Raw genomic sequence first — 25,478 nt, 5'->3', positions numbered from 1 at the left:
ATTATGTTCTAAGTAGGAGGTGACATTTTGTTTGTATCGCCAATGTTATTACATTCAATAAAGGAACCTGAACTTTTCGATGATGAGAATTATATTACCGAATTGTAGTTTGATGGCATCAGACTCATCTTTTCCAAGTTTGATAACCAGATTAAGCTGTACACTCGTCACAACAATGAAGTAACAAATAAATTTCCTGAACTCTTGGACTTAGATATCCCAGATGGAACAGTACTCGATGGTGAAGTCATTGTATCTGCACCAGGCGGTGTTCCTGACTTTGAAGCTGTAATGGAACGTTTCATGTCCAAAAAATCAGCTCACAAGATTGTTTATTGTGTTTTTGATGTTATCTACAAAGACGGTCAGTCAATCGCAGCTAAGTCGCTTTCAGAGCGTAAGACAGTTCTAAATTCACTTGAACTGAATCACCCTAATGTCTTTGTAATCGAAGGAATTCAAGGTAACGGACTCGCTTACTTCAATCTGGCCAAAGAAAAGAACTTAGAGGGAATCGTACTCAAGAAAGCTGACTCCCCTTATGAGATCAATAAACGTTCACATAATTGGTTGAAAGTGATCAACTATGATTACACTGAAGTTCTCATAACCGGCTACACCAAAAAGGATATAAAATTCCTTCTGTGTTATCCTGATGGAACTGCAGCTGGGTTTATGGAATTCATGCCACACGCAGAACGAAGTAAGTTCCACTCTATGAAACAAGTAAAGTCTGAATCTGATGAATATGTATTTATAGAACCGATCTTATGTAAGGTTAAGCACAGATTTAAGACTAAGCATGGTAAACTACGCATACCTTCCTTTGAATCCTGGAGAGTCTAATCTCTCCGTTACATAATTCCTTAGTGCAAAGTTAATTAATTTTGATGAAAATTTAGTACATGAATCAATTAGTTTTAACTTGCCCATTCATCAAAACTATAGGGGTAATCAACACACTCAATGAAACCGATCTCCTTCGCCTTCTGACGGATTTTCATACATCCTTCATAGCTGTAAGCCCATATTTCTTTATAATCCCTCAGTTCACCGTATTTCCCTGTTATGATGAATTTTCTGAAGCTGTTGACCAGCTGCCACATGTTGCCTCCATGCGAAAAGCCGTTTGCACGCCCGTATCCCATTTCATACGGGTAAACATCACTCCCCGTGTAATCATCAACGAAGAACAGTTTTTTCTTAAACCTGAAATACGCTATCCGATTCTTTGACTTACAGTAGAAAGTACATCTATCAATACTTGCGATAAGCTTAATCAAATCGTTTATGTCGTTCATTCGTTTCAATTGCTCTGCTGATGCCATCTGCACTCTTCCCCTCTTTCTATAAAATAACTATTTTATTTTTATTCTAATATGATCACCAATCTAGTCCTAAATCGTCTATAATACTTGTCATTGCATCATCCTCTTCTTCTGTTAGTCCGTAATCAGCAAGCCTGTTTAAATAGTCTTCTCGTTCGTGTTTGGTCAATTTCTTTCTCCCTTTAATTCCACATTAATGTTCAATACATTTGCAATACGTTTACCTACTTCTTCGGAAACTGTTTCTGATACTCTTTCTTTAAAGCCATATAGCAGCCGACTTCCATTTTTAAAGCCTTCTTCAATAAGTGCCTCAATCTTTGCTCCCGCAATTCTATCCAGTTTTCCTGACTCAGACATCTTCTGAACTTCATTAGAAACCGCAATACTAATCATTTCTTGTACGTCTTGCCTTGAAATACCTAATTCATTATGTATGTAGTTTTTGACTTCTTTGTATCCACTATTTTTATTTTCAAAGATCTTCTCTTTATCTAGAGGGACAAGAACGTAATAATATCCATGATAAAAACCGCTATATAATTCTTCCTCATCTTCGAATGTATCAACATCCACTCCATCGTCGTCGGCTTTGCGAATAACTCGGACAATGCCATTCGACTCTCCTTTATAAACATGAATGACTTTATCGCCTACTTCCCCCTCACGTTCAACCATTTCGTAGCGTCGACCGTCAATGTGTACGATGTCGGTCGGTTCGAGCACGTGGTATTCATCGTGATAGATAGCCCCACTATCGTTACCGTAGGATGCAGCTACGTCACTTTCCACGAAATCCATTTCAGAGTGGAAATCACGATCTACCGTAAAAACATCGCCGTTCTCGTACCCTTCGAAATCATTTTTCTCAACAATTACGATCTTCTCGCCAACCTCCGCCTTCCGATCGATCTCTACGTATTCGCGCTTGAGGCCGCCAAGTGTTTCGTCAGCCAGTACGTGAATCTTTGTATTTGTGTTCGCCTTAGTTTCCATCATTTATCCCACCTCAATATTTTTTAAAGTTTTTTCAATTCTTTTTAGACTTTCATATTGGATTTCACTCTTTATATTGCAAAGGCATTATGCAAGACAGATGCCAAATATTCTCGGAGGTGAAATCTAATGAATTTTCTTCTGGATCTTTTCACAAATTGGACTTTTGATAAAGTCATGGATTACATGCTAGCTGCTGTAATTTGGTTTGTATTCAAGTCCAAGTCAAAGCAGAATGAGTATCCCGATGACTTTGAGGAAAGAAGGCGTTATAGAGATTAACATCCCCTCCTGCGATCGTTATCGGATTTTTTATAATTTGATAACGATCCATCCTTTATGTTTAGTTGAAAACTATCTTTTATTAAGACTTAATGGGATAAAATCTTCATTGTAAAACTCTTCCCATTCAGCAATTAAGTTTCTATAATAGTTATGATTATCATCGTTTGGCATGAATTTAATATTGTCAAAACCATTGATATCAACTTCTAGCTCTGCTGTCACTAAGCCCTGGTAAAACTTCTTGTAATTATTTCTAACTGTTTTAAAAAATTCAATATCAAAGAAGTCCTCATATTCAGTTGCTCCACTCCAAGAATCATAGGATGACTCGACACGATAATTAAAAGCAACCAAGACCAGCTCATCTTTTACTTCTTTTGATATTTGCTCCATTAATTGATTTAGTCCTTGACTGGCATTAAAATCCACAGTGTCGAATCGGAAGTCAAACCAGTTGACAACTTCATCTTTTATCCTTCCTTCTCCGTCTGAATTTACTTCAATTAATACATATCCGTCAGCCATAATTTCCTCCTATCTGTTTAAAATCACGATTTTAACTAGTTATGATTCATTATTCACTTCAAAGCAACTTCCATTTAACTCATAATTAATATATAAAATGTAAATGGAGCTGATATGTTTGAACCTTCGAAAAATTTTATTGAGTTCTGCTTTATCATTAGGTATGATGGCCGCTGCTTCTCCTGTCTTGGCAACAAGTTCTTCGTCTGAAGTGATAGTAAAAAGTGATGAATATGATTATGACACTATATATCAGCTTAGCCCACTACCAAACTTCAAACCTTCTCTTGAATACAATGGCTATACTTATACACTTACACGTTATTATTTCGATTACTCAATAGGGTTTTATACGGCTATTTATACAAAAGTTGTTTAAACATGTAAGGAGCTTCTTTGGCTCCTTTTTCATCTGTTTTAAGCTAAATACTTCTTCTTATGTGGTCTTCTATGTACAAAATCAAATGCGATATCGACCTTTGCCGCCAAACCAGATTAACGGTGAGCGTGCCATCCCTTAACCCCCGATCAAATTTGGCAGCACAGAGACAGCGAAGAAGAAAAGCCCCACACATGCCCCGACCAGCCAGATATTTGTTTTATCCCGTTTAGCGATAATGGTATGGTCGCCGATCATTTTCAGATCGTCAGACCGAGCGACAAGCGTCGGGATGTAGTCCGGGTGAACCTTTAAAAGCTCGGCCGCCTGCTCGACGGTCATTGCTTCGTCCTTCGTGGCCTTCACGTTCCGTTGTAGTTCTACTTGTAATGGCATCATTTTTCTTCCCCCTCGCAATGGCATTCACTTTTTTCATGACCGCATTCTTCGCATATTTTTTCAACCTGCCAACCCTCAAAGCGATATTGGGGCATTGAATAATATTCTTTGTAGCAACTCGTACATGTTACGATCCCGTCGCTGTCTGAATCCCAGTTAGAAAAGGATGCTTCTTCTGTGCAATAGCAATACGGACAAGTTTGTTCTTGGGATAATTCGCTCATTCCGCGTCACCTACAATCTGAAGATTTTTATAATGAGCTACATGTCCGCAGGGATTTTTCCAAATATGAACCTGTCCAAAGAATCCGTCTTCAGCGTGCTGCGTGAGCTGAGGATTTCCCATTTCCCCGCCACAAGTAGGGCATTCCCAAAGTGCATTGACTTCCTTGAACCCGATCAGGAAACCATTGGTATCGTGGGCGGGAATCGTTACTTTTTTTGTCTTCATACCGCCGCACCGCCTAACAATTCCGGATTTTGATATACATTGCCGCTGATCTCGCATTCTTCCCAATCTATACAATCATCAAAATAAGCATGATTATCGAGGAATTTAAGACCAAACCGGCCATCTTTAAAGACAACAATCATTGGTTCATGGTCTGTCAAATCAATATCGCCTTCATAAATCTCTTTGCCGTTTTTGTCCTTCGTGCCGGTATATAAATCGCGGCTGATCAACTCGTAACCGAACTCTTCACAAAAGACGGGAGACAGTTTGCGCGCCGGGCGTTCTTCAAGCTGACTGATAAAGTATGTTTTCAATTCGACATTGCCTGTTTCCTTATGTCGGAACACATACCGGATTTTTATGTTATTCATTCCGCATCCCCCTCCCATTCAGCAGGAAACTGACCGTTTAAGGCCTTGCTTACCACTCCGAAAGGGTCGTCCTCTTCATCGGTGAATGTAGCAAGCAACCTTCTGAAATTGTCATTCTCGTATTTAAGCCGCTGAATCTCTTCTTGAGCCTGCCGAAACTGAATGACCGTGACTTCCTGCTGGCGTTGGTGTTCCTCAATGATTGCCTGCTGTTTTCTCATGTAGCCGATCATTATGTCTTTGACATAACTCTGCTCGATGATGTAGCAAGGTCCTGCATTTATATCGAGTGGCTTCAATTCCTCTTTTGAAGCTAAATGCCACAATGACAAGTCGCTTATAATTTCCTGTAATTTATCCATGTCCGTTCCTCCCCCGCAGGGGAAACCCCTGCTATTTGAATTTATGGCCGATCTCGTAATCACAACGAGCCAGGCCGCCTTTTATTGTTTGAATGATTGTTTTACCATGTTCCGGGGCGTCCATTAAATGAGCAGTCCCTTCAGTTCCATCTAAAACGATGATGCGGACTTTCCCCGGCTCGATGCTTTGCTGAATAGTTGTTTCATGATTTTTTATTTCTGTTGGCTTGTTCACTCTGGCCGCCCCCTGTGCTATGATAGAAGTACCAGTTCATATCAGAGCATCGAGGCCACGGCTTCGGTGCTTTTTTACGTTTTATGACGGCAGCCGCATCGTTACGCCAGCAGATGGCTTTAATTCCTCACGGTAGATGATTGGATGCTTTTCGACGTATGCCGCCTCACTGGCTGACTCACTGACCGGGACTTGTCCCGTTTTGTCCAGCCATAATTCAAATGCGGTTCTCCATTTGTTTAACCCCAAGATTACGGAGGCATCTGAACCGCCGATGCCCTTCCGTCGCTCAAGAAGCCATTCGTCCCGACTCATGTCCGCTGTCGAAGCGAAAACCTCTGCTTGCATTAAATAATCCCTGCCTTTCTTTTGTATGCTTCCGCACCAAGCCGCTGCCATTCCCGGTAGTGGTCCATTGAAGGGAAACTAAACTGCGCTTTACCGTTTTTGGCGAATACAATTGAACCGCCTACCTGTCTTAAACGTTGCTGATCCTCAGCACGCTCGCTGAATGCGACTTTAACTGCTTTAGCCATTATTTAGCACCTGCTTTCTTTTCGTACATTTGTATAATTTGATGTGCTTCGTGTTCCGATAGCAAACCGCCACCATTAAAGCGCCTAACTACTTTTCGTTTCGCTTTACTGAGTGGAGACAAGCCATGTTTTTTGAACAGAGTCACGATATATTGTTTTTGTTTTGGTGTAATGAAATGAGGACTATATACTCGGTCATCTTGTCGCAAATAAGCTTGTAGGTTAGCCTTTAACTGTTCGCCTTGTCTTACTGCCATATGAAGATACATATTTTCTTTATAGACATCTTTCATATGATCGACTTGCCTTTTTAAATTTTCATTTTCTTCCCTTAATTGTGATTCCGTCATCTTTATTTCCCTCCCTTATTTCATATGTTTGTTATGATTTAATTTCAACAATTAGACTGTCTGGATAGTTCTTCAAATCAAGTGCGTTCACATGACAGTGTCCTACATGGCCTTCTTTATCAATGTAAGTATAGAAGAACTTTTCCCCATTATTGATGATAACTTCACCATGGTGCGTATACTCCATCTCTGAACCCTTATACCAGATCACTTTAACTTCAGTTCCTGGTTGGATTTTATCCGGGTCAAATATTGTTACTTCTTTTAGCAAGTTCATTTTCTCCATTTTTATTCCCCCGATGCTCATTTAACTTCAATTAGATTCTGTTTTAATCCCAATTAAAATGTTTGGGTCTAGCGACAAATTCGTAGTTCTCCTCCCAATCAAATTGTTTTAAACCATCTTCTTCAAATTCCCAGCATTCACCTAGTAAAGGATCATCTAATTCAGGAACTCTTTTCTTTAAAGTTCGAAGTTTGTTGAAATGACTAGCTGTTTTTAATTTAACTTTATCCATTGGTGCAAACTTCATTTTTTCATCTACTTTCTTTTAATTTTTAAACGCCATTTGTAGGCATCTGAGCCAATTCGATCGAATACTTTTTTCTTGCTTTTGTTTTTGATGGTTCTGTTATTCCAAGCAAAACTTTCGTGATCGTGTATTATATACTCCATATATGAAACATCATTCTCCATCTTCCGATTCATTGCGTATTTTACAAAATGGTTTTACACCACTCGTTCATATCTGTTGAAATCTGGTCAATTTCAAACAACTTATCCTTTAAGATTTCTTCACCGTCTGCTGCATTAAAGCTTGCCAATCGTTCAAGTTTCTTTGAATAGTGCTTAATCTTTTCAATGCTTAATTCTAAATCCAAGGAACCCTCTTTAAGTTCAACCTCACCCATGTACTCCATTGTTGAACGAGTCCCGCATATTCCACAAAACGCTCTCTGTCTCTTATAAAATTTATCAATAATAGTGGTATGGCCGCAGCCAGTTCTGCAAATGTACTTGTAATGTGTCAAAAAAAATCTCTTCCCTTCTATTCCATTAAAATTTTACTTTTATCCAAACTGCTTTCTCCAAGGGCGTTGCCTACAACACTGTGATCAAGCATTTCTTCGCAACTTTTACACAGAGTTGATTTAGTTATCGGATTTATGACGACTCATCAATAACGAAAAAGTTGCTGTCCTTAGCCATGTCGGAATCTTGCTTATCTCGAATATAAGCGATAAATTTTTCGTCAACAGCGCCAAATTCCAGAACCTCAACGTAAACCTGTTGATAATCGTCCCCTTCAATGCTTACTTTTCCACCGTTTGCAACCGCTTCTTTATAGGCACGTTCAATCCCATACTCATCCTCAATAAACAACGCTGCATAATCTCCGTCTCCGTAAACGTTAATAATTTTCATCGTTTTACCTCCCGTTAATTTGTATTCAAGCGCTTTTTTTTCAAATCATTCTTTTTCCAATTTCATTACTCCCCTTGAGATACTTTAAAATGCATCTTTTATTGGCTTAAATTTTATACTGAAGGATGTCTTGAATAACTTCAGCTAAATCTTCATCTGTTTTAATTTTGACACCTTGGTCACTCCCGTAAAATGGAGCAAAAATCTCTAAATGGTCTTTCTGTGGGAGGATTTTAAATCCTTTTGATTCTGCTAGTTTGTATAAAGTCGTATAATAGATAAAGCTTGTAAGTACCTTGTTATTTTGGATCATTCCGCACCCCTTCAAAAAATGTCTTATCGCACTCTTCACATAAAGGCGACTGAATAGGAAGCCCCTTACATCCGCACATATATCCATCACAACACATAGTCATGTCCGCTTCTGTCATCTTTCCGCATTGGATACAAGGAACTATCTCACTCATTCCGCACCCTCCTTCACAGGCATAACCAAGTTCACTCTTTGCAGAAAATCAACCAAGAAGTATCCGAAAATCCTTCTAAGAAAACAACTTGCTGACCAGCTCTATCTGTAAATTCGTCGCTTTTACATGCCCAAACTCTGCCGTCATAATGTTCTGCTTCGCCACAGGTATGCATAACAACATGTTCGCCTTTTTTGAATAGGTTCTCATTCTGCGACCTCCTCTTCAGTATCTGTATTTAAAGGGATTGGCAAAAACAAACACAGGTTTACGTTTATCGAATCCTATGCACAGAACCCTTTTACTTCCGGAGCCGCTATCATATTCTTTGTGTATGCATATCAGCGGCTTAATGTTGTTTAAATCCCATTGTTCTTTACGATGTATGTCAAAGCTTTTAAATTTCATTCCGCACCCTCCTCAGTCCAAAACAATCTCTCATTCGTTATTTTTTCCACTTTATAATTTATGAGGTAGTTATTTTTTGCGTATTCCTCTGCATATTTCAATGCAGTTTTATCATCATTGGCACCGAAACTGAAATGCTTCCAACCGAACTTAACTTCGTACCAAAGCTTATATTCAATACGCTTTACTTCAGCATTCATAAGCACCCTCCTTAGTGACCCGATTACTCTTTCTATCTGCAAACATGTTTGTTTGATATTCCTGCAACTGATTTTCAATAGTTTCCACAGAAGCTAAAGGAAAAGCAGTTTTTTCCCACAATATAAAATCACACTGCTTATCATTTGCATCGGGAAAGTAATTCCTCACTAAATCTATCCACGTCATTCCGCGCCCTCCTTTACTCTCTCCACTGGAACCCGATATTTAAATTCACCTGTTTCGGACTTAATATCTTAATTCTGTTCCAATCTGCAAACGAACTTTTCAACTCGTTCTTTGTTGATACAGTTTTAACATCGAACGTCTCTAACTCGATTAAATATATCTTATCGCTATTTGTAACATCTATTTTCACAATCCAAACATCGTCATCCTTTAAAATGAAGTATCCATCTTGGATATCATTAATTGATGCCCCTTTGCGCTTCTCTTGTTTCACTTTCAAATTGATTGTCATTCCGCGTCCTCCAATAACTCAGGCTTACGGTAAACGTCTCCGATGACTTCAATTTTCGGGACAAATGTTTCAAGGAATTTTTCATCAAATAACAATGATTCTCTATCATTCTCGAAATTATCTATCAATAACCCCGCCATGTAACCCCTTGCCCTAAACCCTTTTTCACTTTTCAAAAATTGCTGAATCCATATACCATTCCTTTGAACAACCTCGTAAATAGCAGAACTTCCATGAATTTGTCGATTGATACTAACTGGCACTTTAAATACAGAACCGTCATAAACTAACTTTCCGTTCTCATCCTTCAACTCTGTACCCCACATGAGAACGTCCCCGTCTCCGCTTTCTGCGATACTAACCCTGCATCCCCTTCCTTCCTCACGCCATAAAACCCACCCATTTCTATTAATTTCAAGGCTCAACCCTTCATCATCCCAATGATGCATCTGCTCGCCGTCCCACACTCTGTATGCGGTGATCATAATTTCCGTGCCTCCTTTGGGTTTTCGTCACACATTTCTTTTAGTGCCTCCACAAATTCTTTTTCGCTCATATTCAACGGCGTATACCACTTTATTACTTCATGAAACGGCTGGAGATAATTCACCAATGTATCTTCAGCATCTTCCCTTCCTTTTGTTGTGCCAGTAAAATTATTTAAATAGTCTTCACGCGTCATATTTATGTGCGTCGGACAGTCAACCACTGAACTAAATCGACAGTACCGTCCATTAGGCTGTTTGGCGATTAATGCACCCATGTTATTCCCCCTTATCCGAATCTCTATAAAACTTACATTTTATGTACTTATATTTCATTTTTATCTAACTTCATTTTAATAAAGAATTTTGTATACCCTATGTATTCCCTTTTGTATTTGCTTCCCTTCTTATCGGAGCCGGCATCAACAAATTCAAAGTATTTTTCTTTTATCGGATGTGTGCACACATAACCAATTTTCTCTTTTTCTATAATTCTTCTAACTAAACTTACTTTATTAAAATCAGTTAATGAAATTGTATTGTTCATACAGCTTTTTGTTCTAATCATTGGCCTCTCCTTCTTGGTCAATTTGTATCTCTGCTATGTACATACCTTCATACGCATAATCGATTATTGAATGAAATAGCCCTACAACTCTTCTCATTTCTTTTTTGTCTTTGTGAATGAGAAGTGTATCATATGCGTCTTTTAATTTACTCAACTTTTCATCAAGGAGCATTGTTTTTCTAACTCACCACCAGATACTTATTTTTTATATTTAACTATAATTTACGCTACAAAATAATCTTTGTCAATCAAATTCGATCATATTTTTTCCAGATGACCGAATTTGATTTTTCATTCTGCAAATTTAAATATTATTTCATTGATATGATCCCTTATTTTCACCAGATTTTCTGGTGTTACGGACACTGTTACGTCTACATGTTTGCCATTAAAATTTAAAAGGAATTGATATTGCTCTGATGTCAAAATCTTTTTAGTTAGTTTGAGATTAACGGTGTTGTAATCCTGAAGATCAACAAACAATTTCACGTGTTCACCTACAAGCTCCAACTACACTGCTGTAATGCACATGCTGTAATTCCATGGAGTCTTCCTATTTTTTTTATTTAAAGTACTTCTTCAGTATTAGATACCTCATAATCAATGTCATTCAATTTAAATTTCTCAACTGTCCCGTCTGCCTGCAGAAAGCATACTTCCCTGGCGACCATGAGTTTTTCACACAGTCTTTCAGCAAGGCTTTGAGAAACCTCTTCGTTTTTTGCTTTGTTTTTAAGTGCAATTTCTAGATGTAGTGATACATTGTTCAAATAACCTGCCATCCTCATTCTCCTATACTATGTTTTTTCTCTCCGACAACCTTACAAGGGAACAAGCGTTCTGTTTTGTTTGATAACATTATACAATTAATATGAGTGTAACGCTAGTGGTTATTTGAAGTCATCGTATGGTATGATATGTATTATGTCTTTCCATAACAGAACTAGCAGGAGGATGTCCGATAATGATTAAAGTTGGGATCGGGCAATGCTTGATACCTGAACTTTGTAGAAAGAAAGACATTACAATTAATGAACTTGCTGAAATAACAGGAATCAAAAAGCAGCAATTGAGCGATTATAACCGGATGAAAAAAGTCGAGATGACTATCAGAACAGCTAAAAGAATCGCTGAAGCATTAGATTGTAATGTGGAAGATCTCTATGAATTCAAGGTTGAACGGCATTGAGTTTCGACTAAGACAAATGTCTTGGTCTCCTCCTGAGTAAACCATACGGTTTACACAACTATTTTACTACATGCTGCCATTGGTGGAAAGAACTTATTTTGGCATATTGTGTCTAGTTTTGTCGAATGTCGAAATTTTTCATATGAATATTAATATTATGCATATTTTTTATTTTTAAACATAACAAAACACCCAGCTTTAAGCTGGGCAGGGAAATAAAATTTAAATTAATTCTTCTTCTTTTAAACCTAACTCTTCTGCATAAAGCTTTTTTATCACTTCTTCATTAACGTAATCTTTCATACTGTAAACAGCCCTAGATCTATTACTAACAACTAAATTAAAATCATCGATGATCTGGTATCTAACGGCATTATCGACAACGCCTCTTTCTTTATAAAGCTGATACGCTCGATAAAGATGACCTGACCTTACAATTGTATTAGGCGTAAGAAAGTTTATTTTAAAGAATTCTGAGATATCCGTAATTAAATTTGTGATTATATGTCTACCGGCTTGCCCTTCATTTTTTCCCCGAGTTATTTTAGTTTTTATTACATAGTCATTGTCCACCAGGGAGACTTCTTTTGCCCAGCCTTCGCCTCTACCATTTTTCAATTGATACTTGGTTTCCTTTGAAGCGTTTAATGCAATTATGAGACAATCGCTGCTAACTTTTAATTTGCGATCGCCATTCTTTATGTCATGCAATGTTAGAACGTTACCATTTAACATCGCTTCTTCAATTTGTTGCCGTGAAAGACTAAGAAGTTCTGAGTGCGCCATGCCTGAAATGCCATCAAACAAACATCTTAGAACTGCTTTCGATTGATAATTGACCAGTTTTTCTTGCATCTCTTCCAGTTCACTATAGGAGATGTATAATTTTTTACCACCTAAGCACCCATATAGCTCTTCATTCGATATAGTTCTCGCTAAATTTACAGTACCCTTGCTCAAATTATAAGATGCTGCCCAATCGATATACATTGACAATAATGATAATGTTCTTTTTACACTCCCAATTGTTGTTTGATCGAATGATCGTATTAGCTCTAAAATCTGTACTGAAGTGAAATCATAAATATCTTTTTTATAAAGATTTTCCGTTATTTCTGATTTTGAGAACAGGGGTCTCAACTGATGAGCTACTGCCTCTGTAACAGAATCTAAATACTTTTCCTTAATATCACTATTGAACATTGCATCAAACATCTCCTAAGCTAATTAAATTGCTGCTCTATCTCTATTTCTCTGAAGAAGTCACAAATTTTTTGAGGAGCTCTCGGATTACCGTTATTATCAATGACCCCAAGCTCCTTCCAAAGAGGATTGTCTTTTCTGAAATCAATTGGTTTTAGTATCTCTTCGACCTTATTTTCTACATCATCAATCAATACATCTGATTCCTGTAATCGTTTCGCTAATTGAACATAGCCGTTAAAAAACAAATTGGCGTTAACAAGAGATCGCTTCCGTTCGTCTGCAATACTGCCTAAAAATTCATCAATATAAATATTGGCCATAGCATCAAAAAAGGCACTTAAGTATCTCCCGGTTTTCAAGATGTCTGCTTGATTGCTAAAATCCTTTTTAGAATAGTTGCGTTCAACAGCTTTCTTGAAATCCGAAAAAGTAATTAACAGGTTTTGCCCGCGGTTGATCCAATCACTGTTAGTCTTAATGTAATCGCCAATGAGACTGTTATCTTGAATAAACTTAACGATCTTATTCGAGAAATAATGCTGACTCATCTCAGCAACCTTAGATTTTTTCACAGGGTTTATAGTGTTCTGTTGTCCAAAATGCTCTCTAGCCTGTTTTTGAGTGTAATTGTATATGTCTACTTTGAACACACGCTTTAGCAAATGCTTTAATTCAGGATGTTGTCTAATAGCAGTGGTTATCCCGATAAGTCTATGATACCCGTCCAGCACGTCCAAAATTGTACCTTCAGTTACAGTTAAAGACATATTTTCTTCGTCATATATTAACTCAATTCCTTCATCCGCGCTGCCTACACGTGCATTAAAAGTGAACATTGAACTTATTAATTTTCCCTCTTTAAACAACTCTTTAATTTCATCTACTGATTTTTTATTTAATTCAGGAACGGGTATTTCAATATCAGTTCCTTCAAGTTTCTTGGTTTTATTTGTTCTTTGAGCATTCGGATTATAATGAAGTAGCTTATTTTCAAATAGACGATAAAGCTCTTCAGCAGTAATCTGGAATGTTAAATTGCTATCTGAGTATTTAACAGCGTTTTTAAAGGTGTAAGGAAGTTTAATTTCGTCTTCCACTTCACCTTCCCAAAGCGTTTCAATATCCTGCATATCGGCTTCAGTAAAATAATTGGCAGGGTTAAACCTTTCTGATTCAAGAATCTTGAATAGGCATTTAGCTAAAAAATACATGTATTCTTTAGAAAGGTCTAACTCTGGATTTTCTAATTCGTTAATTATTTTTTGTGTTGTACCAGGAGGTATTTTGAACTCCGCCATACCTATTTGGACATCATTTATAAAAGAGCGTATATGTTTTTTTTCAGAAAACACGTCTCTCATTTCGGTGAGCAATTTCTCATTTGCAGATTGGTCAAATATTACCGTCATTATATCACCTCATATTATGTTGCTAAAATAAAGTTACCAAAGGGAAACTTTATTATCAAGAGAAAAATAAATAATAATTATTATAATCATTTCTCTTTTGATTCCGATTGGAATTTAATGAATTTATTCAGTATTGACGGCTCCACTGTTTCAAAAAAAGAAATAAAATCTTCTTTTTTAGCTTCATAAAGAATGTCAATTTCAATGTCCTCATCCATAATAACGCCTGCAGCCTTGGATATATCTTTTCTTTTACTCATATAACGTTCAGTGGTTGCTACACTGCTATGATTACCTTGCTCCCTCGCAGCTAATATGTCGTGACCAGTGTGTTCGTAAACATAGTCAATACCCACGCCCTTAAAAGAGTGAAATTTCAAGTCCCTCTCAGGCGGTATTCCCAACCTTTCTTTAGACCGCTTTAGAGAATGTCTTAGAGATTGCTCAGATAGACCTTTAAAAACATAATCCGTGTCGACTGCGTTTTCATCTCTTAGTTCTAAAAGCTCTTCATAAAAAGATTTATTGATTCCAGTAGACACCACTTTAGAGCCCTTGTCTAAAACTGAAACCACATAATGACCGGTCGTCGGATCAAGTTCAAAATCAATCCATCTTAAAACTAATAATGCGCTAAGACGAAAAGAAGTTCTTGCTGCTGCCTTCACACACAGTTTTTTGTGTAATGGTTTTTGACGTTCGTTAATATACATATCTTCGGCTATAAGATCAGCTTCTTCTTTGTTTGTTCTTCCCCAATTCTTCTCAACTGTTTTCAACTTTCCAACAGAGTCAAATACGCTTAAATCAATAAATTCTTTGTAATCGTGGTTAAGGTATTTATATAGCATTCTTAAGGATGCTAATTTTCTTTTAATACTCTTATTTACAAGTCCTTTACTTTGAAGATGTTTTATATACCCCGCAAGGTCGCTTTTAGTGATTTCTAAATCTTTTTCAGACAAATATTCGATTTCTTTTTCTTTTATGATTCTGAAAAATTGCTTTATATCACATGCATAATTTTTTCGTGTATTAGAAACAGCAGTTAAATCCTGAGTTTGGTACTTTGAGTTACCTGAGCTGCTGGCTATGTCTTTGGTGTAGAGAAAGCTCATAATATCCTCAAACACCTTGTATTCCTTAATAGGTTTAATTTCTGCACTCATCGTCCTGTTCCTCCTTCCGTTTAAATTCGTTATCATCAATAAGATCATCAATGGAAACATCCAGTACCAAAGCGATCAGCTTAACGGAAGTTACATCTCCCTCATGCGGTTCATTAATGATTTTCTTGAGTTTATCAATATTAATCATTGTTTCTTTTGCAATCTGTTCCATTGTGATGTTGCGTTCTTCCATCAGCTTTTTAATTCGCTTTGACATAGGATCCTCCTTATAAGTTATGTATAATAAGGATATGCCCGCCTCTAGAGCTGCGGTTTATAAATAAATTGCTCAAATTCAATTGAGATATGTGTTTTTAAATTCTCCATAAAAGCTATAAGCGTAGCATAATGAGGATTAGATTCTGCAGTTCTAGACAGCGCATCTCCGCCTCTGAGAACGTGCTCTATATCCTGGAGCAATGCTTTCACTTCCATTTTTGCTTTAAATAGGTCGCTTTGAGTCTTTGCGTTAAGTATGATTTTTCTGATGTCCAAAATACTATTTAGATACATCTCAACAGCCATATTAGTAAAGTTTTCGTCAATGCTCTTAGTACTGCTAATTTTCTTCTTAGTAGCCTTTACATCCACTACTTGCATGGGTACTAACCCTCCTTACACGCGCTCAATAATTTCATATAACCCTTAGTCATTTCCTTCCTAACGGTTTCTCCTCTCTTTATTTTTTCTTTTTCTAACTCCTTTTCGTTTGCGAAGAAATCGTTATGTGCAATATTTTCAAACTTATTCTGATATAAGGTTTTATGTAATGTCATGCTGCTTTGCAAATACTTTATAGCCGACATAATTTCTCCTCCTGAACCTATACTTATTTTTTCTTTTTATTTCTAAATTCATTTTAATGCATTAACCCTAATAAGTAAAGATGTTTTAACGACAAATAGCACATTCTTTTTAATCTTTTTTCGAATGCGCTTGTTTCAATATTTAATTATCGATAGTGATTTTTAGGTTTATGTAAGTGTGATCTGATGATTTTCCCTTACTTATGCGAAATTGGACTTATCTCGTGATGATCTTTAAAGCACAAAAGACGCCTAGCTCAATGAGCCAAACGTCTTCTTGGTTTCATAATTTAATTTAATTAAGTAAATAATATAATCTTCTTAATTATGTGTCAAGGTTTTTATGCGCCTCGTGGCATTCCGGCTACTTCATATTCGCCAGAAGCTTGTTGGCTAGATGTGTTAACTCCTGCAAATGAGACAAAAAGTGCTCCCAAAATAATTGCTGCCATAACTACTTTTTTCATGCTCTCACCTCCTTTCAAGTTTACAACGCCAGCAGATTTAAAAGCTGTTCATTCTCTCCAAGTTGCTTTAACATTATTAACGGTAATCTGATAAGAAACTTGTCATTTGATTTTTTAAAATATTCAATTGATGAGTAGAAGCATTGCTTGTCCATTTTGAGTTTTCCTTTTAAGTAATAATGCATGGCCAACTCATTATCGTTATGTTCCAAATGATCTAATTGCTCTAGGATTTCTTTTGCTTTTTCTGTATTTTTTTTATTTATAAGCATATGTGCGTATTCCTGTAAATCAATTATTTCCTTAGAGTCTGTGTTTAGAAAATCGTTTTCTTTTTCCCAAACATTGTTTAAAAAACAGAGAGCTTGTCCCAATATTCTTTTATAGATGTAATTGTCCGTTGAAGCACTTAAACCCTTTAGAAAAAATTCTTTAGCTTGATTGTAATCTGAGAATAATAAGGAATTGCCAGCAGTTAAATAGCTAAAAACTTGGAACCTTTGGATATTGGTGCTGTCAATTGCTTTCTTTGCATACTCTCTACATTCACTTAACTTGTTCTCATTAAGTTTGATATTCGATTGTAAAACAAAAACTCGGGTTTGATACAGACTTTTGAGAAAAAGATTTTCTTTAACTTCAGAAAGGTCAACTTGTTTTATTAGTCTATCCATTGGAGCAAAGTTGCCTGACTCTAGATAATGGTATAGCAAAGATATACGCGCAAAGTTGTTCATTTCAGTTGTTTTAATATTTAGTCTTCCAAGCCTTTTTGTCGCCTCAAACTCATTAATATTTCCTTGCGTAAGCTCTCTATGTATCTCGTACACCTTGCCATATTCTTTACTTTTATTATTGCTGCTTTTAATCATTAAATTTATCAACCGGTCTTCAATTTCATAAAACTTATTCGCATCTGCATACTCTAAAGCACTTCTTGCCGCTTTAGTATTTGGATCAAGATGCGCACAATAGTCCTTCATTAGCTCATTTTCGCGTTCAGGATACTGGCTTTTCACAATATTTACAAGAGAAGAGAATTCATTAAAAGTTTTCCCATCATGATTTAGGAAATCGTAAAGAGGGTTTGGGTTTTTAAGACCGGCTACCGTTGCCCATTTACTCATGAGTGATTTATCATTTTCTAAATCTTTCCGCATAGCTATTCTTATAAGCTCCATTCGTTTCCCCTCTTTTCATATGTTCCTTTATTTATAATCTTATAATACAGAATAAACACAATCTCGTCAACGATATAATGCTTATTTTTTATTTTTATCTATTTAAAATTCGTATTTTATATAAACACAATGAGGGTTAATCCTCATCGTGCATAACTGGCCAAAAATATTTCTCTATCTTCTTTTTTATTTCCTTTTGTGCATCTTCATCAAGTTTATTGAATATAGATTTCATAAGCAAACGTTGCTCAAATATAATGTCAATAAGCACCTCCCTTTTTTGATTCTTATAGCCACTACGCGTCGTAAGCCACTCATCATCATAACCAATACATTCTAATAATAATGTTTGCATATTTTTATTTCTTTTTTTAATATGCTCAGCACGTTTCATTCCTTCTTTGTATCCTCTTTTAAAAGCATCGGATTCCAGCTTATTGAATTCATATTGTTTCTGAATCTCTTCATAGCTCATGTTTTATTCCGCCTTTTGTAAATCTCAATTTAAATACTCACCATGATACTGCTTCTTCAATATTTAATCCAAAGACATTCAAAAAAAGCTCAAAAAGATAATTAGATTCCTTTTCTCCGCCGCAATACTCTGGTGATAACGCAACAGTAATCATATCCCATACCCACATATTATCCCTGATATTTTCTAGTTGTGTTATTATTGAATCTTCTGGTAATAAAACGGCGTTTGAATTGTAATCATTAAAATTTTTATTAAAAAAGTCTAGATCGAGGTCGAGGATTACACTTGTCCCCTCCGTCTCTTTATACCACCTGTGTCTTAGGTTTTGTTCATAATGATTATATGAATATGCTCTTTGGAAAGTATCATTTTGTTCAATGTGCACGCTATCGTCACTAATAGTGAAACATTTTTTTATTGTCCCTATTCTTTGTGCTGGCAATATAAATTCTGAAACATCTAATTGAGATGCTACTTCTTTTGCCTTCAATTCACTGTCAATACCTTTTGCATTTACTGGATTATCACAGTAATCAAGATGTGCGTCTATATGGATTAATGATGCACCAGGTTGAATATCCCCCCGCAATCTTCCTATCTCCCAAGCTGCAAACGCAAAGTTGTGGTCTCTCATTATAAATATTTTCTTGTTAGGAAAACTTATACGATATCCTTCTTTAATTATTTCTTCGGTCATTATAACCCCCCTAATTTTTATAAATTATATCTTTTTAAATCTTCTAAAACTCTATTATGATATTCGGGATCTTCTTCTATAACATCATATACAATTTTAGTTTTCGTGTATTTGTCAGTCCAAGACATATCAAATGTATCTTGTGAACTCACTAATAATATTTTCTTGATGTTTTTAAAAACGGTAATATCCTGCATTAACTCTTCTCTCAGCTTTTGTTTTGTCAGAGGCATAAGAGGATAAACAATAGCAAAGTCCAAATCACTCGGTGTATTCCCCCATGTGCTTTTTGTAATAGTGTCGATATAAATTGAGCTTCCGTTCAAATTATAAGGAATTCCTGTTTTTAAAGCACGTGAGGCCTGCATAAATTCCTTGGCATTATTTAAGCTACTTGTTCTAAGCATGATTTTTGATCCAACAAAATTCTCTGTTATTGTTTTAAGTACAAGTTCATGTTTCTTATACATGTTCGTCCCAGTTACTAGAGCAATTTTTTCATTTGATTCAATAAAAGTAAGTATTTTTTTAATAGCTTGAGTCTTATTGTTCATTACTTATCTCCTTTGGCTCCTTTTTTTAAAATCTTAAAGGTACATTTCTTCAGAACGTACGTTTCTTCTGACCAGTTTTTTGGTTTTTTCATGCTATTCATTAAAGCCTCTTCCATTCAACATACTCAAATCGCTGCTGATAAAGGTCTTCAAGGATTGCGGCCCATTCAACCCAGCCGTCCGCAACAATGCTTTTCTTCTCCCCATCCTCAATCCATTCAATCCAGTACACCTGCACACCCCTTCACCTAGTAATAACTTCAATTTGTCTTATGGTAGAAGTGGCTTTAAACTCTGTACGCAGCTCGTTTGCGATCACTAAAGCTTCTGACATTGTAGTGAACTTAGAAGCGCCATGAAGCCCCTTAGATGTCTTATAACCACTTCCATCTAATTTAAATGACTTGAAGTAATCATCATTTTCAAATTGAATTACAAAAAAGTTATCGATAACCGGCATAGCTAACTCCTCTTCAGCAGACCAGCAATTTTTATGGCCAGTGGCAGTAATCCAATCAGTATGTAAAACACCATGATATTTAATTTATTCTTAAAGAACAGTTCAATCATATTCTGCTCCATACCTGGTGAAAATGAATCAATCAGTTCCTGCTTAAACTCTTCATCATAAACCTGATCAACAAATAAGGCCTTAAATCCCGTTAGAAAGCCAATACCAAGCCAGAGTATTAAGAAATATGCTATTCCAATCAAATTAAAACCCTCCTTATATACATCGTCTGGTATTATAGTAGTGTTAAATACTTTGTGTAGGTGAAATTTAATGGAAGAGAAAGATTTTGAGACTAATGGCTACGATGTAACAGTTGTATATGATTATAAGGAGTACCCCGATGTTAAATATGGACGCTGTGACAACTGTGATTATGCTTTATTCAAGAGTTCAGTGAAAAGTGGTGTGTTTTTACGTGAGTGTCGTAGGTGTGGTATGAAGAAGAGCATTTAGTTTAATGCTCTTTTTTATTTCACAGGTATCATGTAGCTTACATATACTTCAATTCCATCTTCAGTTTTATATACTTCAGTTTTGTCTGGATCCGATTCGATCTTTTCAATAAGCCGCTTTGCACTCTTATTTCCCCTTTCACTATTCGCAGCAACAATCCACGACCAATAATTCCATTCAGAGATGCAGGACTTAATCTTTTCTGGTATTTCATGACCTATTTTGTAAACCTTGATCATTTATTGGTCTCCCCCCTATAAAATGCCTGTTCTTGATCCCTTTGCCTCTGCAAAAAAAGTCTGCAACGTGATAAGGTTAACCAAATTACCTTAGGAGTGTTTGCATGCTAAAAGCTACAAAAATTCTCATTTCTTTTATGGCGTTGTTGCTAGCCGTGTATTCTCTGTTTAATCAAAGTGGATTCCTGTTGATTTCTCTTCAGGTATTAGTTGCAGTTCTTTTTATCATAGTCGGGCTGGAATTACTTTCAAAGAAACAAAAGAGCTATGGATATATCTTCTTTGGAACATCCGCCTTTATACTTGCCGTGAACATTATTAAATTCATTATTTAATCCAATTCACTGGTGGAACGCTCAATACTTGATAGTGTTCATCTAAGTAAGCATGTTTCCTCTCCCAATCACTTTTCTTCCATGCTTCTTGGTTTGTGAATGACGTATCTAATGGCTTTGGGTATTCGCCGTTCACCCATCCATCTTCAATATGATTCAGTTTGGCTTGGTTGTCATTATCTTCGTATTTGTACCAGACAGTTATCATTTTGGCTATCATAAGACATCCCTCTCCCTTCAAATTCATATTTTTCATTTAAAAATATTTCTAATGAAGCTACTAATCTCAGGAGTATAAGTAGATATAAATATTGGAATTAACACTACACCAAATATCCACCATAAAACATTGAATAATTTTGAAAGCACACTGTTTTTTCTAATTCCGATATAATTTAATAAAAAACTGGGTAAATAAATTAGTATTTCTAACCATGCAAGAGGGTTAACCGAGATAAGCATCCTTTTTCTATATGTACCTTTAGATGAAGACAGTTGAATTAGAATTCCTGTTGCAATATCTTGTGCCCTACTGGGAAACTGTTTTATTGGACTAACCTGACCTGTTCTAATGCGCCCGTAGCCAGCTTCTTCTGTATATGGAATTAGAACATCTCCAAATCCAGCCCTCTCTACCAAGGATGCTACAGTTGACTTGTATTCTAATAAATTCACATTAAAATCTGGATCTATAAGCCATTTTTCATACCAAGATATAAACTTGTCGCATTGTTTATATTTATAATAGTTGTAAACAAAATTCAACAACAAAACAATTAAAAAAAGATAAACATATATCACTTAACTTTCCCCTTTCAATAAAAGAATGATTTTATTAAATCTCTTCGCAATAATCTTTAGCGTATTTAGAATCGGCGTCACATACAGCTTTATCACCTTTCATCAAAGTCAACACTCCCTTCCAATGCTTTAGGGATAACACATCACCTATTGCCGCCCCGGATTCCCATCCTTCAGGAATGTCCACTACTACTCTATATCTGCGTTTCATAGTACACCCCCTCACCATCTTGTTTTCATTCGGTTAGCCTTTATTTAGACAGGAAATCACTTCTGCAGAAGTCAATTTAATTTCATCAGCAAATATAATCAACTTCTCTAAATCGTCTTTATCAAAGAACTCGGGGTCAGTATTCTTAAGAGTTTCATTTGCATTATTTAGCATTAAAAGCAATTGCTCAACTTCTTCAAATGGGTTCAATTTATTTGGTTCAACTGGTGAAAAATCAGAGTTTCTTGTTTCCATATTTATCTCCTTATCAAGTTAAAAGTACGATTTTATGTGGACTCAGAAAATTTGAAAGTATTTACTGTTCTTGTAACTTTAGTATACCATGATCACTTTAAGTGATCAATATCTTTTTAATCTTTTTTGTAGATCAACAGCTCATGCAGCTCAATGTCTAAATATGCACAAACTTTATCCAACAGATCCCTTGGGTACCGCTCCATTTCATCGTGATAAAGCTTCCTAACTGTGTTAAAACCATGGTCAATATCATTGGACAGCTTTCGAATACTGATATTCTTTTCGTCTAATATCGGCTTTAGATTTGATTTAATCAATTTAACTACCCCACTTCATTATGTATGATCACTTTAAATTATCATTATATCCATAAAAAAGGTCAAGGATATACCTTGACTATGTATTAAGCTTACCAATCATCATCCGGCTCATCATGTTCGAATCCATAAAAGCCTTTAATCCAGACGTCACCGCAGCCGGTTCCTTTTGTGATACTTAAGTAATGATTCCTGTTTGCATCACCATTCACCTTATCCTCTGCGCTCAAGTTCAAATGATTTCCCGTGAAATTCTTTTCACTTAGAGTAAAATCATAACCTGCCAGTGTAATTCTTTGGAGTTTAAAATTTAATGTACAACCTTCAGCATTGTAAATGGTGAACCTGTATCCCAACTTAGTTGGCCAATACTCGAGATTGGTGTCATCAGCCATAAAAAAGCCCGTTTCATTCTCAGTCATTTTAAAGCTGACCTTATGTTCATCTTTTGTAATCTTGGCCAAAGTACTTCCGCTACTCAAACACCAAGTTAAAGACACTGCAACAATACTCAAACCCAACTTTTTCATATCCACTCCCCCTCTTCCCAAATTATACAACATTTGAGATTAAAGTAGAGCGAACAGGCACACAGATTCTTCATTTTTCTGTATCAACTATGATATAGCTAGATATTCATAAATCTATGAGTATCTACATGTATTTATAATGATATTAAACCTTTATAGAGAACAAAAATATTTATTTAATTCATTTTCAAGAACAAATCTTCCATTTTTATGATATAATCATCACTGCCTATAAGTAGCTTTTACTGCTTATTCGCTATATGGTATAGGAAAGAGGTTCTTTTAATGAACGTAAAACACTCTAATTGTTTCTTTGTTATCAGGCTGTTTGCTGCTCTGTGTGTGCTGGTTGGTCATGCTACAAGAGATCTAAACATTTCTGTCTTTAGTTACACCCCAGAGAGTAAAGCAATATTTCACACCGGCATATCAATTTTCTTTTTTCTAAGCGCATTTTTTCTTTTCACTTCTTATGAGAGATCCAAGCTTAAAGGAAATAATATAACCGATTTTTATTGGAGCCGAATCATTAGAATTGCCCCTGCTATATACACCTATGCTCTTGCCTCCACTGTACTGCTAATTGTTCTAGGAGCTCTTTCATTAACAGTATTCACAACAAAAGATTACTGGATATGGCTTCTGAGCAATCTTGTGCTATACCCTCAATACTTCCCTGACATATTCCATCATATTGGCACAGGTCGCCTTAACGATTCACTTTGGACAATTCCTGTTCAAATTAGCTTTTACTTGGTGTTACCAGCTATTTATTGGTTGTTTAAACGTTTCGGATTTAAGAAAATGATTCTTTGTTCTTTTGCTGTTTCCGCTTTAAGTGTTTTGGTTTCTTTCGTAACTTTAAAGTTCTTGCCTGGCAGTCTTATCGGTAACCTATACTTACATTCTTTCCTGCCGCAAATGTTTTATTTCACTTTGGGAATCTTCTGGGCAAAGGCATGGAATAAGTCGCCGCAGCATATCGTTTTATTTTTTTCTTCTGTTACTTTATATTTATTCTTTAAAATTGACCTTTTACATCTCAGCTTAATAAACAGCACACTATGGAACTTTTTATGGTTTATCCCTTTGAGCTATGCGATCGTTTGGTTCGGATACAATGGGCCGAAGATATTGTGGCAGCTAAACAGGTTAGACGATATCAGCATGGGAATTTTCATATGGCATATGGTGATTATCAACGTCTTCTTGTACACCGGAATTTATAAGTCACTATCAGATTACCCGCTGATTATAGTTCTAATTGTTGTCACTGCTGCAATCGCATTTCTTTCGTACAGAATAGTGGAAAAACCCGCTCTTAAATTACGTAATATCAAGAAAAACAAACCAGTCAAAACAAGGATTGCGAGCTAACTGCAAGGGCTGTTCTTATGTAGGCAGCCCGAATCCTGTTTAGCATGAAATGGTGTTTTTATTTAGAGTTGCTGTAATCACTCATCCAACTCCCTGTCCATAACAGCCATAATACCTTTCTTCTTTAATAACTCATGAATGAATAAACGCCCTTTTTGTGTCCATTTAGTATGTAACTTGGTATAACTTTCCCCATTTTTTTCTATAGTGTTTGTATGTGATTTTGTATATCCTTCTGACTGATACTTACTATATAACAGCCATTGACTTCCCTGTTTATATTGAACTTTTTCTTCGTGAAGAATTTGATTTAGTCTCTTGGCTGATAACCCATAATCTTTTGCAATTTGACCAATGTTAATTGCACCTTTTGAGCTTAGTATCTTGTCATAGTATGTAACCTTTGGTTCTGACTCTTTAACTTGTTGTTCCAGAATAAGATTTTCAGTTGTTAACGCCTGGTTCTGATTTGCAAGTAATTGTTTTTCATACTGCTCTTTTTCAATACTTATAAACAGCCCTTTGATGGTAGACTTATAATTATCATCTAATACACCAAAGTAAGTATTAACCATCAAATCGGCATTTGATATAAACCCACCAGTCTTACGGATTGTTTTCAGGATCTTCTTTACTTCCTTCTTAAATTCCTTGGCAATTGGCTTACGGGATTGCATTAAGACTTCATAAAGTCCATCTTCGGTTAGAAGCCATGATTCTTGATTTCCTCCAAGGGTCGGAACATTCTTCCGAACCTTCTCATCTTCATCTACATGTCTAATCATTTTGTTAAGACTAGATACATCATAATCAATCCACTCAGCAACATCTCTGGCCAAGAATAAAGGTTCTTCACATGTTCCATAAATTTTAAATTCGTGCCCGAGTAATTCTCTTTGGTCAATGATCTTCAACTCGTTTTCTTTCAATTTCTCTTTTTCAATAACGTCGTTCATTCAATCACTCCAATTTTAAATTTTTATTATTCGCCGAATACTTAGAATCTATAACTATTAAGCCGCTCTTTTTTATGA

52 protein-coding genes and 5 pseudogenes are annotated in these 25,478 nt (G+C 36.0%); 7 read left to right on the top strand and 50 right to left on the bottom strand.

The features are described from left to right. Positions 1–27 precede the first annotated feature (27 nt). Positions 28–846, top strand: a pseudogene (locus NSQ37_RS15240) (ATP-dependent DNA ligase). Between the two features lie 74 nt (positions 847–920). On the opposite strand, the gene NSQ37_RS15235 reads toward NSQ37_RS15240, so the two are convergent. Together NSQ37_RS15235 and NSQ37_RS15230 are read right to left on the bottom strand one after the other, a co-directional pair. Continuing rightward, positions 921–1,328: a hypothetical protein gene (locus NSQ37_RS15235; RefSeq protein WP_341124002.1), complete on the bottom strand. Its 408-nt coding sequence runs from the start codon at positions 1,326–1,328 to the stop codon at positions 921–923. Positions 1,329–1,493: 165 nt separating this feature from the next. Next, entirely contained in the window at positions 1,494–2,324 is an 831-nt protein-coding gene (locus NSQ37_RS15230; RefSeq protein ID WP_341124001.1) for a hypothetical protein, read from the bottom strand. Between the two features lie 129 nt (positions 2,325–2,453). Here NSQ37_RS15230 and NSQ37_RS15225 point away from each other — a divergent pair. Next, positions 2,454–2,603: pseudogene (locus tag NSQ37_RS15225) on the top strand (hypothetical protein); the annotation flags it as partial. Between the two features lie 75 nt (positions 2,604–2,678). On the opposite strand, the gene NSQ37_RS15220 reads toward NSQ37_RS15225, so the two are convergent. Then, positions 2,679–3,134 carry a hypothetical protein gene (locus tag NSQ37_RS15220; RefSeq protein ID WP_341124000.1) on the bottom strand — a complete coding sequence of 152 codons (456 nt, stop codon included), beginning with the start codon at positions 3,132–3,134 and terminating at the stop codon, positions 2,679–2,681. Positions 3,135–3,252: 118 nt separating this feature from the next. Between NSQ37_RS15220 and NSQ37_RS15215 the strand changes: the two genes are divergently transcribed. Next, complete coding sequence (locus tag NSQ37_RS15215; RefSeq protein WP_124692930.1) at positions 3,253–3,513, top strand: hypothetical protein; 261 nt, start codon at positions 3,253–3,255, stop codon at positions 3,511–3,513. A gap of 38 nt (positions 3,514–3,551) precedes the next feature. Here the strand turns inward: NSQ37_RS15215 and NSQ37_RS15210 are convergent. The 25 genes and pseudogenes from NSQ37_RS15210 to NSQ37_RS15090 all read right to left on the bottom strand — a co-directional run. Continuing rightward, positions 3,552–3,617, bottom strand: a pseudogene (locus tag NSQ37_RS15210) (hypothetical protein); the annotation flags it as partial. Positions 3,618–3,651: 34 nt separating this feature from the next. After that, positions 3,652–3,912: a hypothetical protein gene (locus tag NSQ37_RS15205; RefSeq protein WP_061046881.1), complete on the bottom strand. Its 261-nt coding sequence runs from the start codon at positions 3,910–3,912 to the stop codon at positions 3,652–3,654. A gap of 220 nt (positions 3,913–4,132) precedes the next feature. After that, positions 4,133–4,363, bottom strand: a complete 231-nt coding sequence (locus NSQ37_RS15200) for a hypothetical protein (protein ID WP_332286654.1) — start codon at positions 4,361–4,363, stop codon at positions 4,133–4,135. After that, positions 4,360–4,737, bottom strand: coding sequence for a YopX family protein (locus tag NSQ37_RS15195; protein ID WP_332286655.1), 378 nt, complete (start codon positions 4,735–4,737; stop codon positions 4,360–4,362). Before NSQ37_RS15195 ends, NSQ37_RS15200 begins: the two co-directional genes overlap by 4 nt. Beyond that, positions 4,734–5,099, bottom strand: coding sequence for a hypothetical protein (locus tag NSQ37_RS15190; protein WP_332286656.1), 366 nt, complete (start codon positions 5,097–5,099; stop codon positions 4,734–4,736). Before NSQ37_RS15190 ends, NSQ37_RS15195 begins: the two co-directional genes overlap by 4 nt. Positions 5,100–5,130: 31 nt before the next feature. After that, positions 5,131–5,334, bottom strand: coding sequence for an XtrA/YqaO family protein (locus NSQ37_RS15185; RefSeq protein WP_003155894.1), 204 nt, complete (start codon positions 5,332–5,334; stop codon positions 5,131–5,133). A gap of 156 nt (positions 5,335–5,490) precedes the next feature. Further along, a pseudogene (locus tag NSQ37_RS15180) lies at positions 5,491–5,682 on the bottom strand (YqaJ viral recombinase family protein); the annotation flags it as partial. Then, positions 5,682–5,870, bottom strand: a complete 189-nt coding sequence (locus tag NSQ37_RS15175; protein WP_341123999.1) for a hypothetical protein — start codon at positions 5,868–5,870, stop codon at positions 5,682–5,684. The gene NSQ37_RS15175 and the pseudogene NSQ37_RS15180, both read right to left, overlap by 1 nt. Next, on the bottom strand, positions 5,870–6,220 hold the full coding sequence (locus NSQ37_RS15170; RefSeq protein WP_341123998.1) for a hypothetical protein: 351 nt from the start codon (positions 6,218–6,220) through the stop codon (positions 5,870–5,872). The genes NSQ37_RS15175 and NSQ37_RS15170 overlap by 1 nt, the downstream gene beginning before the upstream one ends. A 31-nt stretch (positions 6,221–6,251) precedes the next feature. Then, complete coding sequence (locus NSQ37_RS15165) at positions 6,252–6,506, bottom strand: hypothetical protein (RefSeq protein ID WP_169539258.1); 255 nt, start codon at positions 6,504–6,506, stop codon at positions 6,252–6,254. Between the two features lie 43 nt (positions 6,507–6,549). Then, positions 6,550–6,753 (bottom strand): hypothetical protein, encoded by a 204-nt coding sequence (locus tag NSQ37_RS15160; protein WP_110124776.1) that lies wholly within the window; start codon positions 6,751–6,753, stop codon positions 6,550–6,552. An 8-nt stretch (positions 6,754–6,761) separates the two neighbouring features. Beyond that, positions 6,762–6,917, bottom strand: a pseudogene (locus NSQ37_RS15155) (hypothetical protein). Positions 6,918–6,937: 20 nt separating this feature from the next. Then, a complete protein-coding gene (locus NSQ37_RS15150; protein WP_326252526.1) occupies positions 6,938–7,141 on the bottom strand; it encodes a hypothetical protein in 204 nt (67 codons plus the stop codon). 244 nt (positions 7,142–7,385) lie between these two features. Beyond that, complete coding sequence (locus NSQ37_RS15145) at positions 7,386–7,646, bottom strand: hypothetical protein (RefSeq protein WP_069007472.1); 261 nt, start codon at positions 7,644–7,646, stop codon at positions 7,386–7,388. Between the two features lie 106 nt (positions 7,647–7,752). Then, on the bottom strand, positions 7,753–7,959 hold the full coding sequence (locus NSQ37_RS15140) for a hypothetical protein (protein ID WP_341123997.1): 207 nt from the start codon (positions 7,957–7,959) through the stop codon (positions 7,753–7,755). Positions 7,960–8,188: 229 nt separating this feature from the next. Then, positions 8,189–8,323 carry a hypothetical protein gene (locus tag NSQ37_RS15135; RefSeq protein ID WP_275668669.1) on the bottom strand — a complete coding sequence of 45 codons (135 nt, stop codon included), beginning with the start codon at positions 8,321–8,323 and terminating at the stop codon, positions 8,189–8,191. A 15-nt stretch (positions 8,324–8,338) separates the two neighbouring features. Next, positions 8,339–8,521 carry a hypothetical protein gene (locus NSQ37_RS15130; protein ID WP_095353260.1) on the bottom strand — a complete coding sequence of 61 codons (183 nt, stop codon included), beginning with the start codon at positions 8,519–8,521 and terminating at the stop codon, positions 8,339–8,341. Next, on the bottom strand, positions 8,518–8,721 hold the full coding sequence (locus NSQ37_RS15125) for a hypothetical protein (protein ID WP_122503960.1): 204 nt from the start codon (positions 8,719–8,721) through the stop codon (positions 8,518–8,520). The genes NSQ37_RS15130 and NSQ37_RS15125 overlap by 4 nt, the downstream gene beginning before the upstream one ends. Further along, positions 8,711–8,908, bottom strand: coding sequence for a hypothetical protein (locus NSQ37_RS15120; RefSeq protein ID WP_122503958.1), 198 nt, complete (start codon positions 8,906–8,908; stop codon positions 8,711–8,713). The genes NSQ37_RS15125 and NSQ37_RS15120 overlap by 11 nt, the downstream gene beginning before the upstream one ends. 13 nt (positions 8,909–8,921) lie before the next feature. After that, positions 8,922–9,200, bottom strand: a complete 279-nt coding sequence (locus NSQ37_RS15115) for a hypothetical protein (RefSeq protein ID WP_122503957.1) — start codon at positions 9,198–9,200, stop codon at positions 8,922–8,924. Continuing rightward, positions 9,197–9,685 (bottom strand): YopX family protein, encoded by a 489-nt coding sequence (locus tag NSQ37_RS15110; protein ID WP_341123996.1) that lies wholly within the window; start codon positions 9,683–9,685, stop codon positions 9,197–9,199. Before NSQ37_RS15110 ends, NSQ37_RS15115 begins: the two co-directional genes overlap by 4 nt. Beyond that, complete coding sequence (locus NSQ37_RS15105) at positions 9,682–9,963, bottom strand: hypothetical protein (protein WP_240034128.1); 282 nt, start codon at positions 9,961–9,963, stop codon at positions 9,682–9,684. The genes NSQ37_RS15110 and NSQ37_RS15105 overlap by 4 nt, the downstream gene beginning before the upstream one ends. Positions 9,964–10,010: 47 nt before the next feature. Further along, on the bottom strand, positions 10,011–10,253 hold the full coding sequence (locus NSQ37_RS15100) for a hypothetical protein (protein WP_341123995.1): 243 nt from the start codon (positions 10,251–10,253) through the stop codon (positions 10,011–10,013). Further along, positions 10,246–10,425: a hypothetical protein gene (locus NSQ37_RS15095; protein ID WP_122503951.1), complete on the bottom strand. Its 180-nt coding sequence runs from the start codon at positions 10,423–10,425 to the stop codon at positions 10,246–10,248. Before NSQ37_RS15095 ends, NSQ37_RS15100 begins: the two co-directional genes overlap by 8 nt. 394 nt (positions 10,426–10,819) lie before the next feature. Further along, on the bottom strand, positions 10,820–11,035 hold the full coding sequence (locus NSQ37_RS15090) for a YopT family protein (RefSeq protein ID WP_326365266.1): 216 nt from the start codon (positions 11,033–11,035) through the stop codon (positions 10,820–10,822). A 182-nt stretch (positions 11,036–11,217) separates the two neighbouring features. Between NSQ37_RS15090 and NSQ37_RS15085 the strand changes: the two genes are divergently transcribed. Continuing rightward, the gene (locus tag NSQ37_RS15085) at positions 11,218–11,442 is read left to right on the top strand and encodes a helix-turn-helix domain-containing protein (protein WP_122503948.1); all 225 of its coding nucleotides are present in this window, start codon (positions 11,218–11,220) and stop codon (positions 11,440–11,442) included. 222 nt (positions 11,443–11,664) lie between these two features. Here the strand turns inward: NSQ37_RS15085 and NSQ37_RS15080 are convergent, their stop codons facing one another. From NSQ37_RS15080 to NSQ37_RS15015, 14 genes are all read right to left on the bottom strand, one after another. Continuing rightward, a complete protein-coding gene (locus NSQ37_RS15080; protein WP_122503947.1) occupies positions 11,665–12,645 on the bottom strand; it encodes a phage lytic cycle repressor MrpR family protein in 981 nt (326 codons plus the stop codon). 20 nt (positions 12,646–12,665) lie between these two features. Further along, positions 12,666–14,057, bottom strand: a complete 1,392-nt coding sequence (locus tag NSQ37_RS15075; protein ID WP_122503945.1) for a DNA sulfur modification protein DndB — start codon at positions 14,055–14,057, stop codon at positions 12,666–12,668. Between the two features lie 86 nt (positions 14,058–14,143). Next, entirely contained in the window at positions 14,144–15,226 is a 1,083-nt protein-coding gene (locus NSQ37_RS15070) for a tyrosine-type recombinase/integrase (protein ID WP_218791686.1), read from the bottom strand. Next, on the bottom strand, positions 15,210–15,443 hold the full coding sequence (locus NSQ37_RS15065) for a helix-turn-helix domain-containing protein (protein WP_122503942.1): 234 nt from the start codon (positions 15,441–15,443) through the stop codon (positions 15,210–15,212). Before NSQ37_RS15065 ends, NSQ37_RS15070 begins: the two co-directional genes overlap by 17 nt. A gap of 44 nt (positions 15,444–15,487) precedes the next feature. Next, the gene (locus tag NSQ37_RS15060) at positions 15,488–15,826 is read right to left on the bottom strand and encodes a hypothetical protein (protein WP_341123994.1); all 339 of its coding nucleotides are present in this window, start codon (positions 15,824–15,826) and stop codon (positions 15,488–15,490) included. A 5-nt stretch (positions 15,827–15,831) separates the two neighbouring features. Further along, entirely contained in the window at positions 15,832–16,032 is a 201-nt protein-coding gene (locus tag NSQ37_RS15055; protein WP_102422175.1) for a hypothetical protein, read from the bottom strand. A gap of 341 nt (positions 16,033–16,373) precedes the next feature. After that, positions 16,374–16,499 (bottom strand): lysogeny pheromone AimP family peptide, encoded by a 126-nt coding sequence (locus NSQ37_RS15050; RefSeq protein ID WP_142385903.1) that lies wholly within the window; start codon positions 16,497–16,499, stop codon positions 16,374–16,376. Positions 16,500–16,519: 20 nt separating this feature from the next. After that, entirely contained in the window at positions 16,520–17,680 is a 1,161-nt protein-coding gene (locus NSQ37_RS15045; protein WP_122503938.1) for an AimR family lysis-lysogeny pheromone receptor, read from the bottom strand. A gap of 136 nt (positions 17,681–17,816) precedes the next feature. After that, entirely contained in the window at positions 17,817–18,155 is a 339-nt protein-coding gene (locus tag NSQ37_RS15040; protein ID WP_341123993.1) for a hypothetical protein, read from the bottom strand. Between the two features lie 37 nt (positions 18,156–18,192). Continuing rightward, positions 18,193–18,855: a UPF0489 family protein gene (locus NSQ37_RS15035; protein WP_014470151.1), complete on the bottom strand. Its 663-nt coding sequence runs from the start codon at positions 18,853–18,855 to the stop codon at positions 18,193–18,195. A gap of 17 nt (positions 18,856–18,872) precedes the next feature. Continuing rightward, positions 18,873–19,409 (bottom strand): hypothetical protein, encoded by a 537-nt coding sequence (locus NSQ37_RS15030; protein ID WP_341123992.1) that lies wholly within the window; start codon positions 19,407–19,409, stop codon positions 18,873–18,875. A 100-nt stretch (positions 19,410–19,509) separates the two neighbouring features. Continuing rightward, positions 19,510–19,641 (bottom strand): hypothetical protein, encoded by a 132-nt coding sequence (locus NSQ37_RS15025; RefSeq protein WP_014417905.1) that lies wholly within the window; start codon positions 19,639–19,641, stop codon positions 19,510–19,512. Between the two features lie 12 nt (positions 19,642–19,653). Further along, positions 19,654–19,869 carry a hypothetical protein gene (locus NSQ37_RS15020; protein WP_341123991.1) on the bottom strand — a complete coding sequence of 72 codons (216 nt, stop codon included), beginning with the start codon at positions 19,867–19,869 and terminating at the stop codon, positions 19,654–19,656. 2 nt (positions 19,870–19,871) lie between these two features. After that, positions 19,872–20,123: a hypothetical protein gene (locus NSQ37_RS15015; protein WP_341123990.1), complete on the bottom strand. Its 252-nt coding sequence runs from the start codon at positions 20,121–20,123 to the stop codon at positions 19,872–19,874. 70 nt (positions 20,124–20,193) lie between these two features. On the opposite strand from NSQ37_RS15015, the gene NSQ37_RS15010 reads away from it, so the two are divergent. After that, positions 20,194–20,376, top strand: a complete 183-nt coding sequence (locus NSQ37_RS15010; RefSeq protein WP_014417903.1) for a hypothetical protein — start codon at positions 20,194–20,196, stop codon at positions 20,374–20,376. Positions 20,377–20,390: 14 nt separating this feature from the next. On the opposite strand, the gene NSQ37_RS15005 is transcribed toward NSQ37_RS15010, so the two are convergent. Beyond that, positions 20,391–20,615: a hypothetical protein gene (locus NSQ37_RS15005; protein WP_341123989.1), complete on the bottom strand. Its 225-nt coding sequence runs from the start codon at positions 20,613–20,615 to the stop codon at positions 20,391–20,393. A 104-nt stretch (positions 20,616–20,719) separates the two neighbouring features. On the opposite strand from NSQ37_RS15005, the gene NSQ37_RS15000 reads away from it, so the two are divergent. Beyond that, positions 20,720–20,950, top strand: coding sequence for a hypothetical protein (locus NSQ37_RS15000; RefSeq protein WP_341123988.1), 231 nt, complete (start codon positions 20,720–20,722; stop codon positions 20,948–20,950). On the opposite strand, the gene NSQ37_RS14995 is transcribed toward NSQ37_RS15000, so the two are convergent. The 6 genes from NSQ37_RS14995 to NSQ37_RS14970 form a co-directional block, all read right to left on the bottom strand. Continuing rightward, positions 20,943–21,170, bottom strand: a complete 228-nt coding sequence (locus NSQ37_RS14995) for a hypothetical protein (RefSeq protein WP_341123987.1) — start codon at positions 21,168–21,170, stop codon at positions 20,943–20,945. The two genes, NSQ37_RS15000 and NSQ37_RS14995, sit on opposite strands and share 8 nt — an antisense overlap. A gap of 32 nt (positions 21,171–21,202) precedes the next feature. Next, on the bottom strand, positions 21,203–21,751 hold the full coding sequence (locus tag NSQ37_RS14990; RefSeq protein ID WP_341123986.1) for a hypothetical protein: 549 nt from the start codon (positions 21,749–21,751) through the stop codon (positions 21,203–21,205). Between the two features lie 34 nt (positions 21,752–21,785). Next, positions 21,786–21,962, bottom strand: a complete 177-nt coding sequence (locus NSQ37_RS14985; RefSeq protein ID WP_341123985.1) for a hypothetical protein — start codon at positions 21,960–21,962, stop codon at positions 21,786–21,788. A gap of 33 nt (positions 21,963–21,995) precedes the next feature. Continuing rightward, positions 21,996–22,217 (bottom strand): hypothetical protein, encoded by a 222-nt coding sequence (locus NSQ37_RS14980; protein WP_341123984.1) that lies wholly within the window; start codon positions 22,215–22,217, stop codon positions 21,996–21,998. A 116-nt stretch (positions 22,218–22,333) separates the two neighbouring features. Next, entirely contained in the window at positions 22,334–22,537 is a 204-nt protein-coding gene (locus NSQ37_RS14975; protein ID WP_341123983.1) for a helix-turn-helix domain-containing protein, read from the bottom strand. A gap of 92 nt (positions 22,538–22,629) precedes the next feature. Next, entirely contained in the window at positions 22,630–23,067 is a 438-nt protein-coding gene (locus NSQ37_RS14970) for a hypothetical protein (protein ID WP_053574281.1), read from the bottom strand. A gap of 285 nt (positions 23,068–23,352) precedes the next feature. On the opposite strand from NSQ37_RS14970, the gene NSQ37_RS14965 reads away from it, so the two are divergent. Next, the gene (locus NSQ37_RS14965; RefSeq protein WP_341123982.1) at positions 23,353–24,444 is read left to right on the top strand and encodes an acyltransferase family protein; all 1,092 of its coding nucleotides are present in this window, start codon (positions 23,353–23,355) and stop codon (positions 24,442–24,444) included. Between the two features lie 77 nt (positions 24,445–24,521). On the opposite strand, the gene NSQ37_RS14960 is transcribed toward NSQ37_RS14965, so the two are convergent. After that, positions 24,522–25,400: a phage antirepressor KilAC domain-containing protein gene (locus NSQ37_RS14960; RefSeq protein ID WP_341123981.1), complete on the bottom strand. Its 879-nt coding sequence runs from the start codon at positions 25,398–25,400 to the stop codon at positions 24,522–24,524. Positions 25,401–25,478: the final 78 nt, after the last annotated feature.

Source organism: Bacillus sp. FSL P4-0334, from assembly GCF_038004825.1.
In the GTDB taxonomy this organism is placed as follows: domain Bacteria; phylum Bacillota; class Bacilli; order Bacillales; family Bacillaceae; genus Bacillus; species Bacillus velezensis.
Note: the sequence above shows the minus strand (reverse complement) of the source record. Positions and strands in the feature narration are given on the sequence as shown.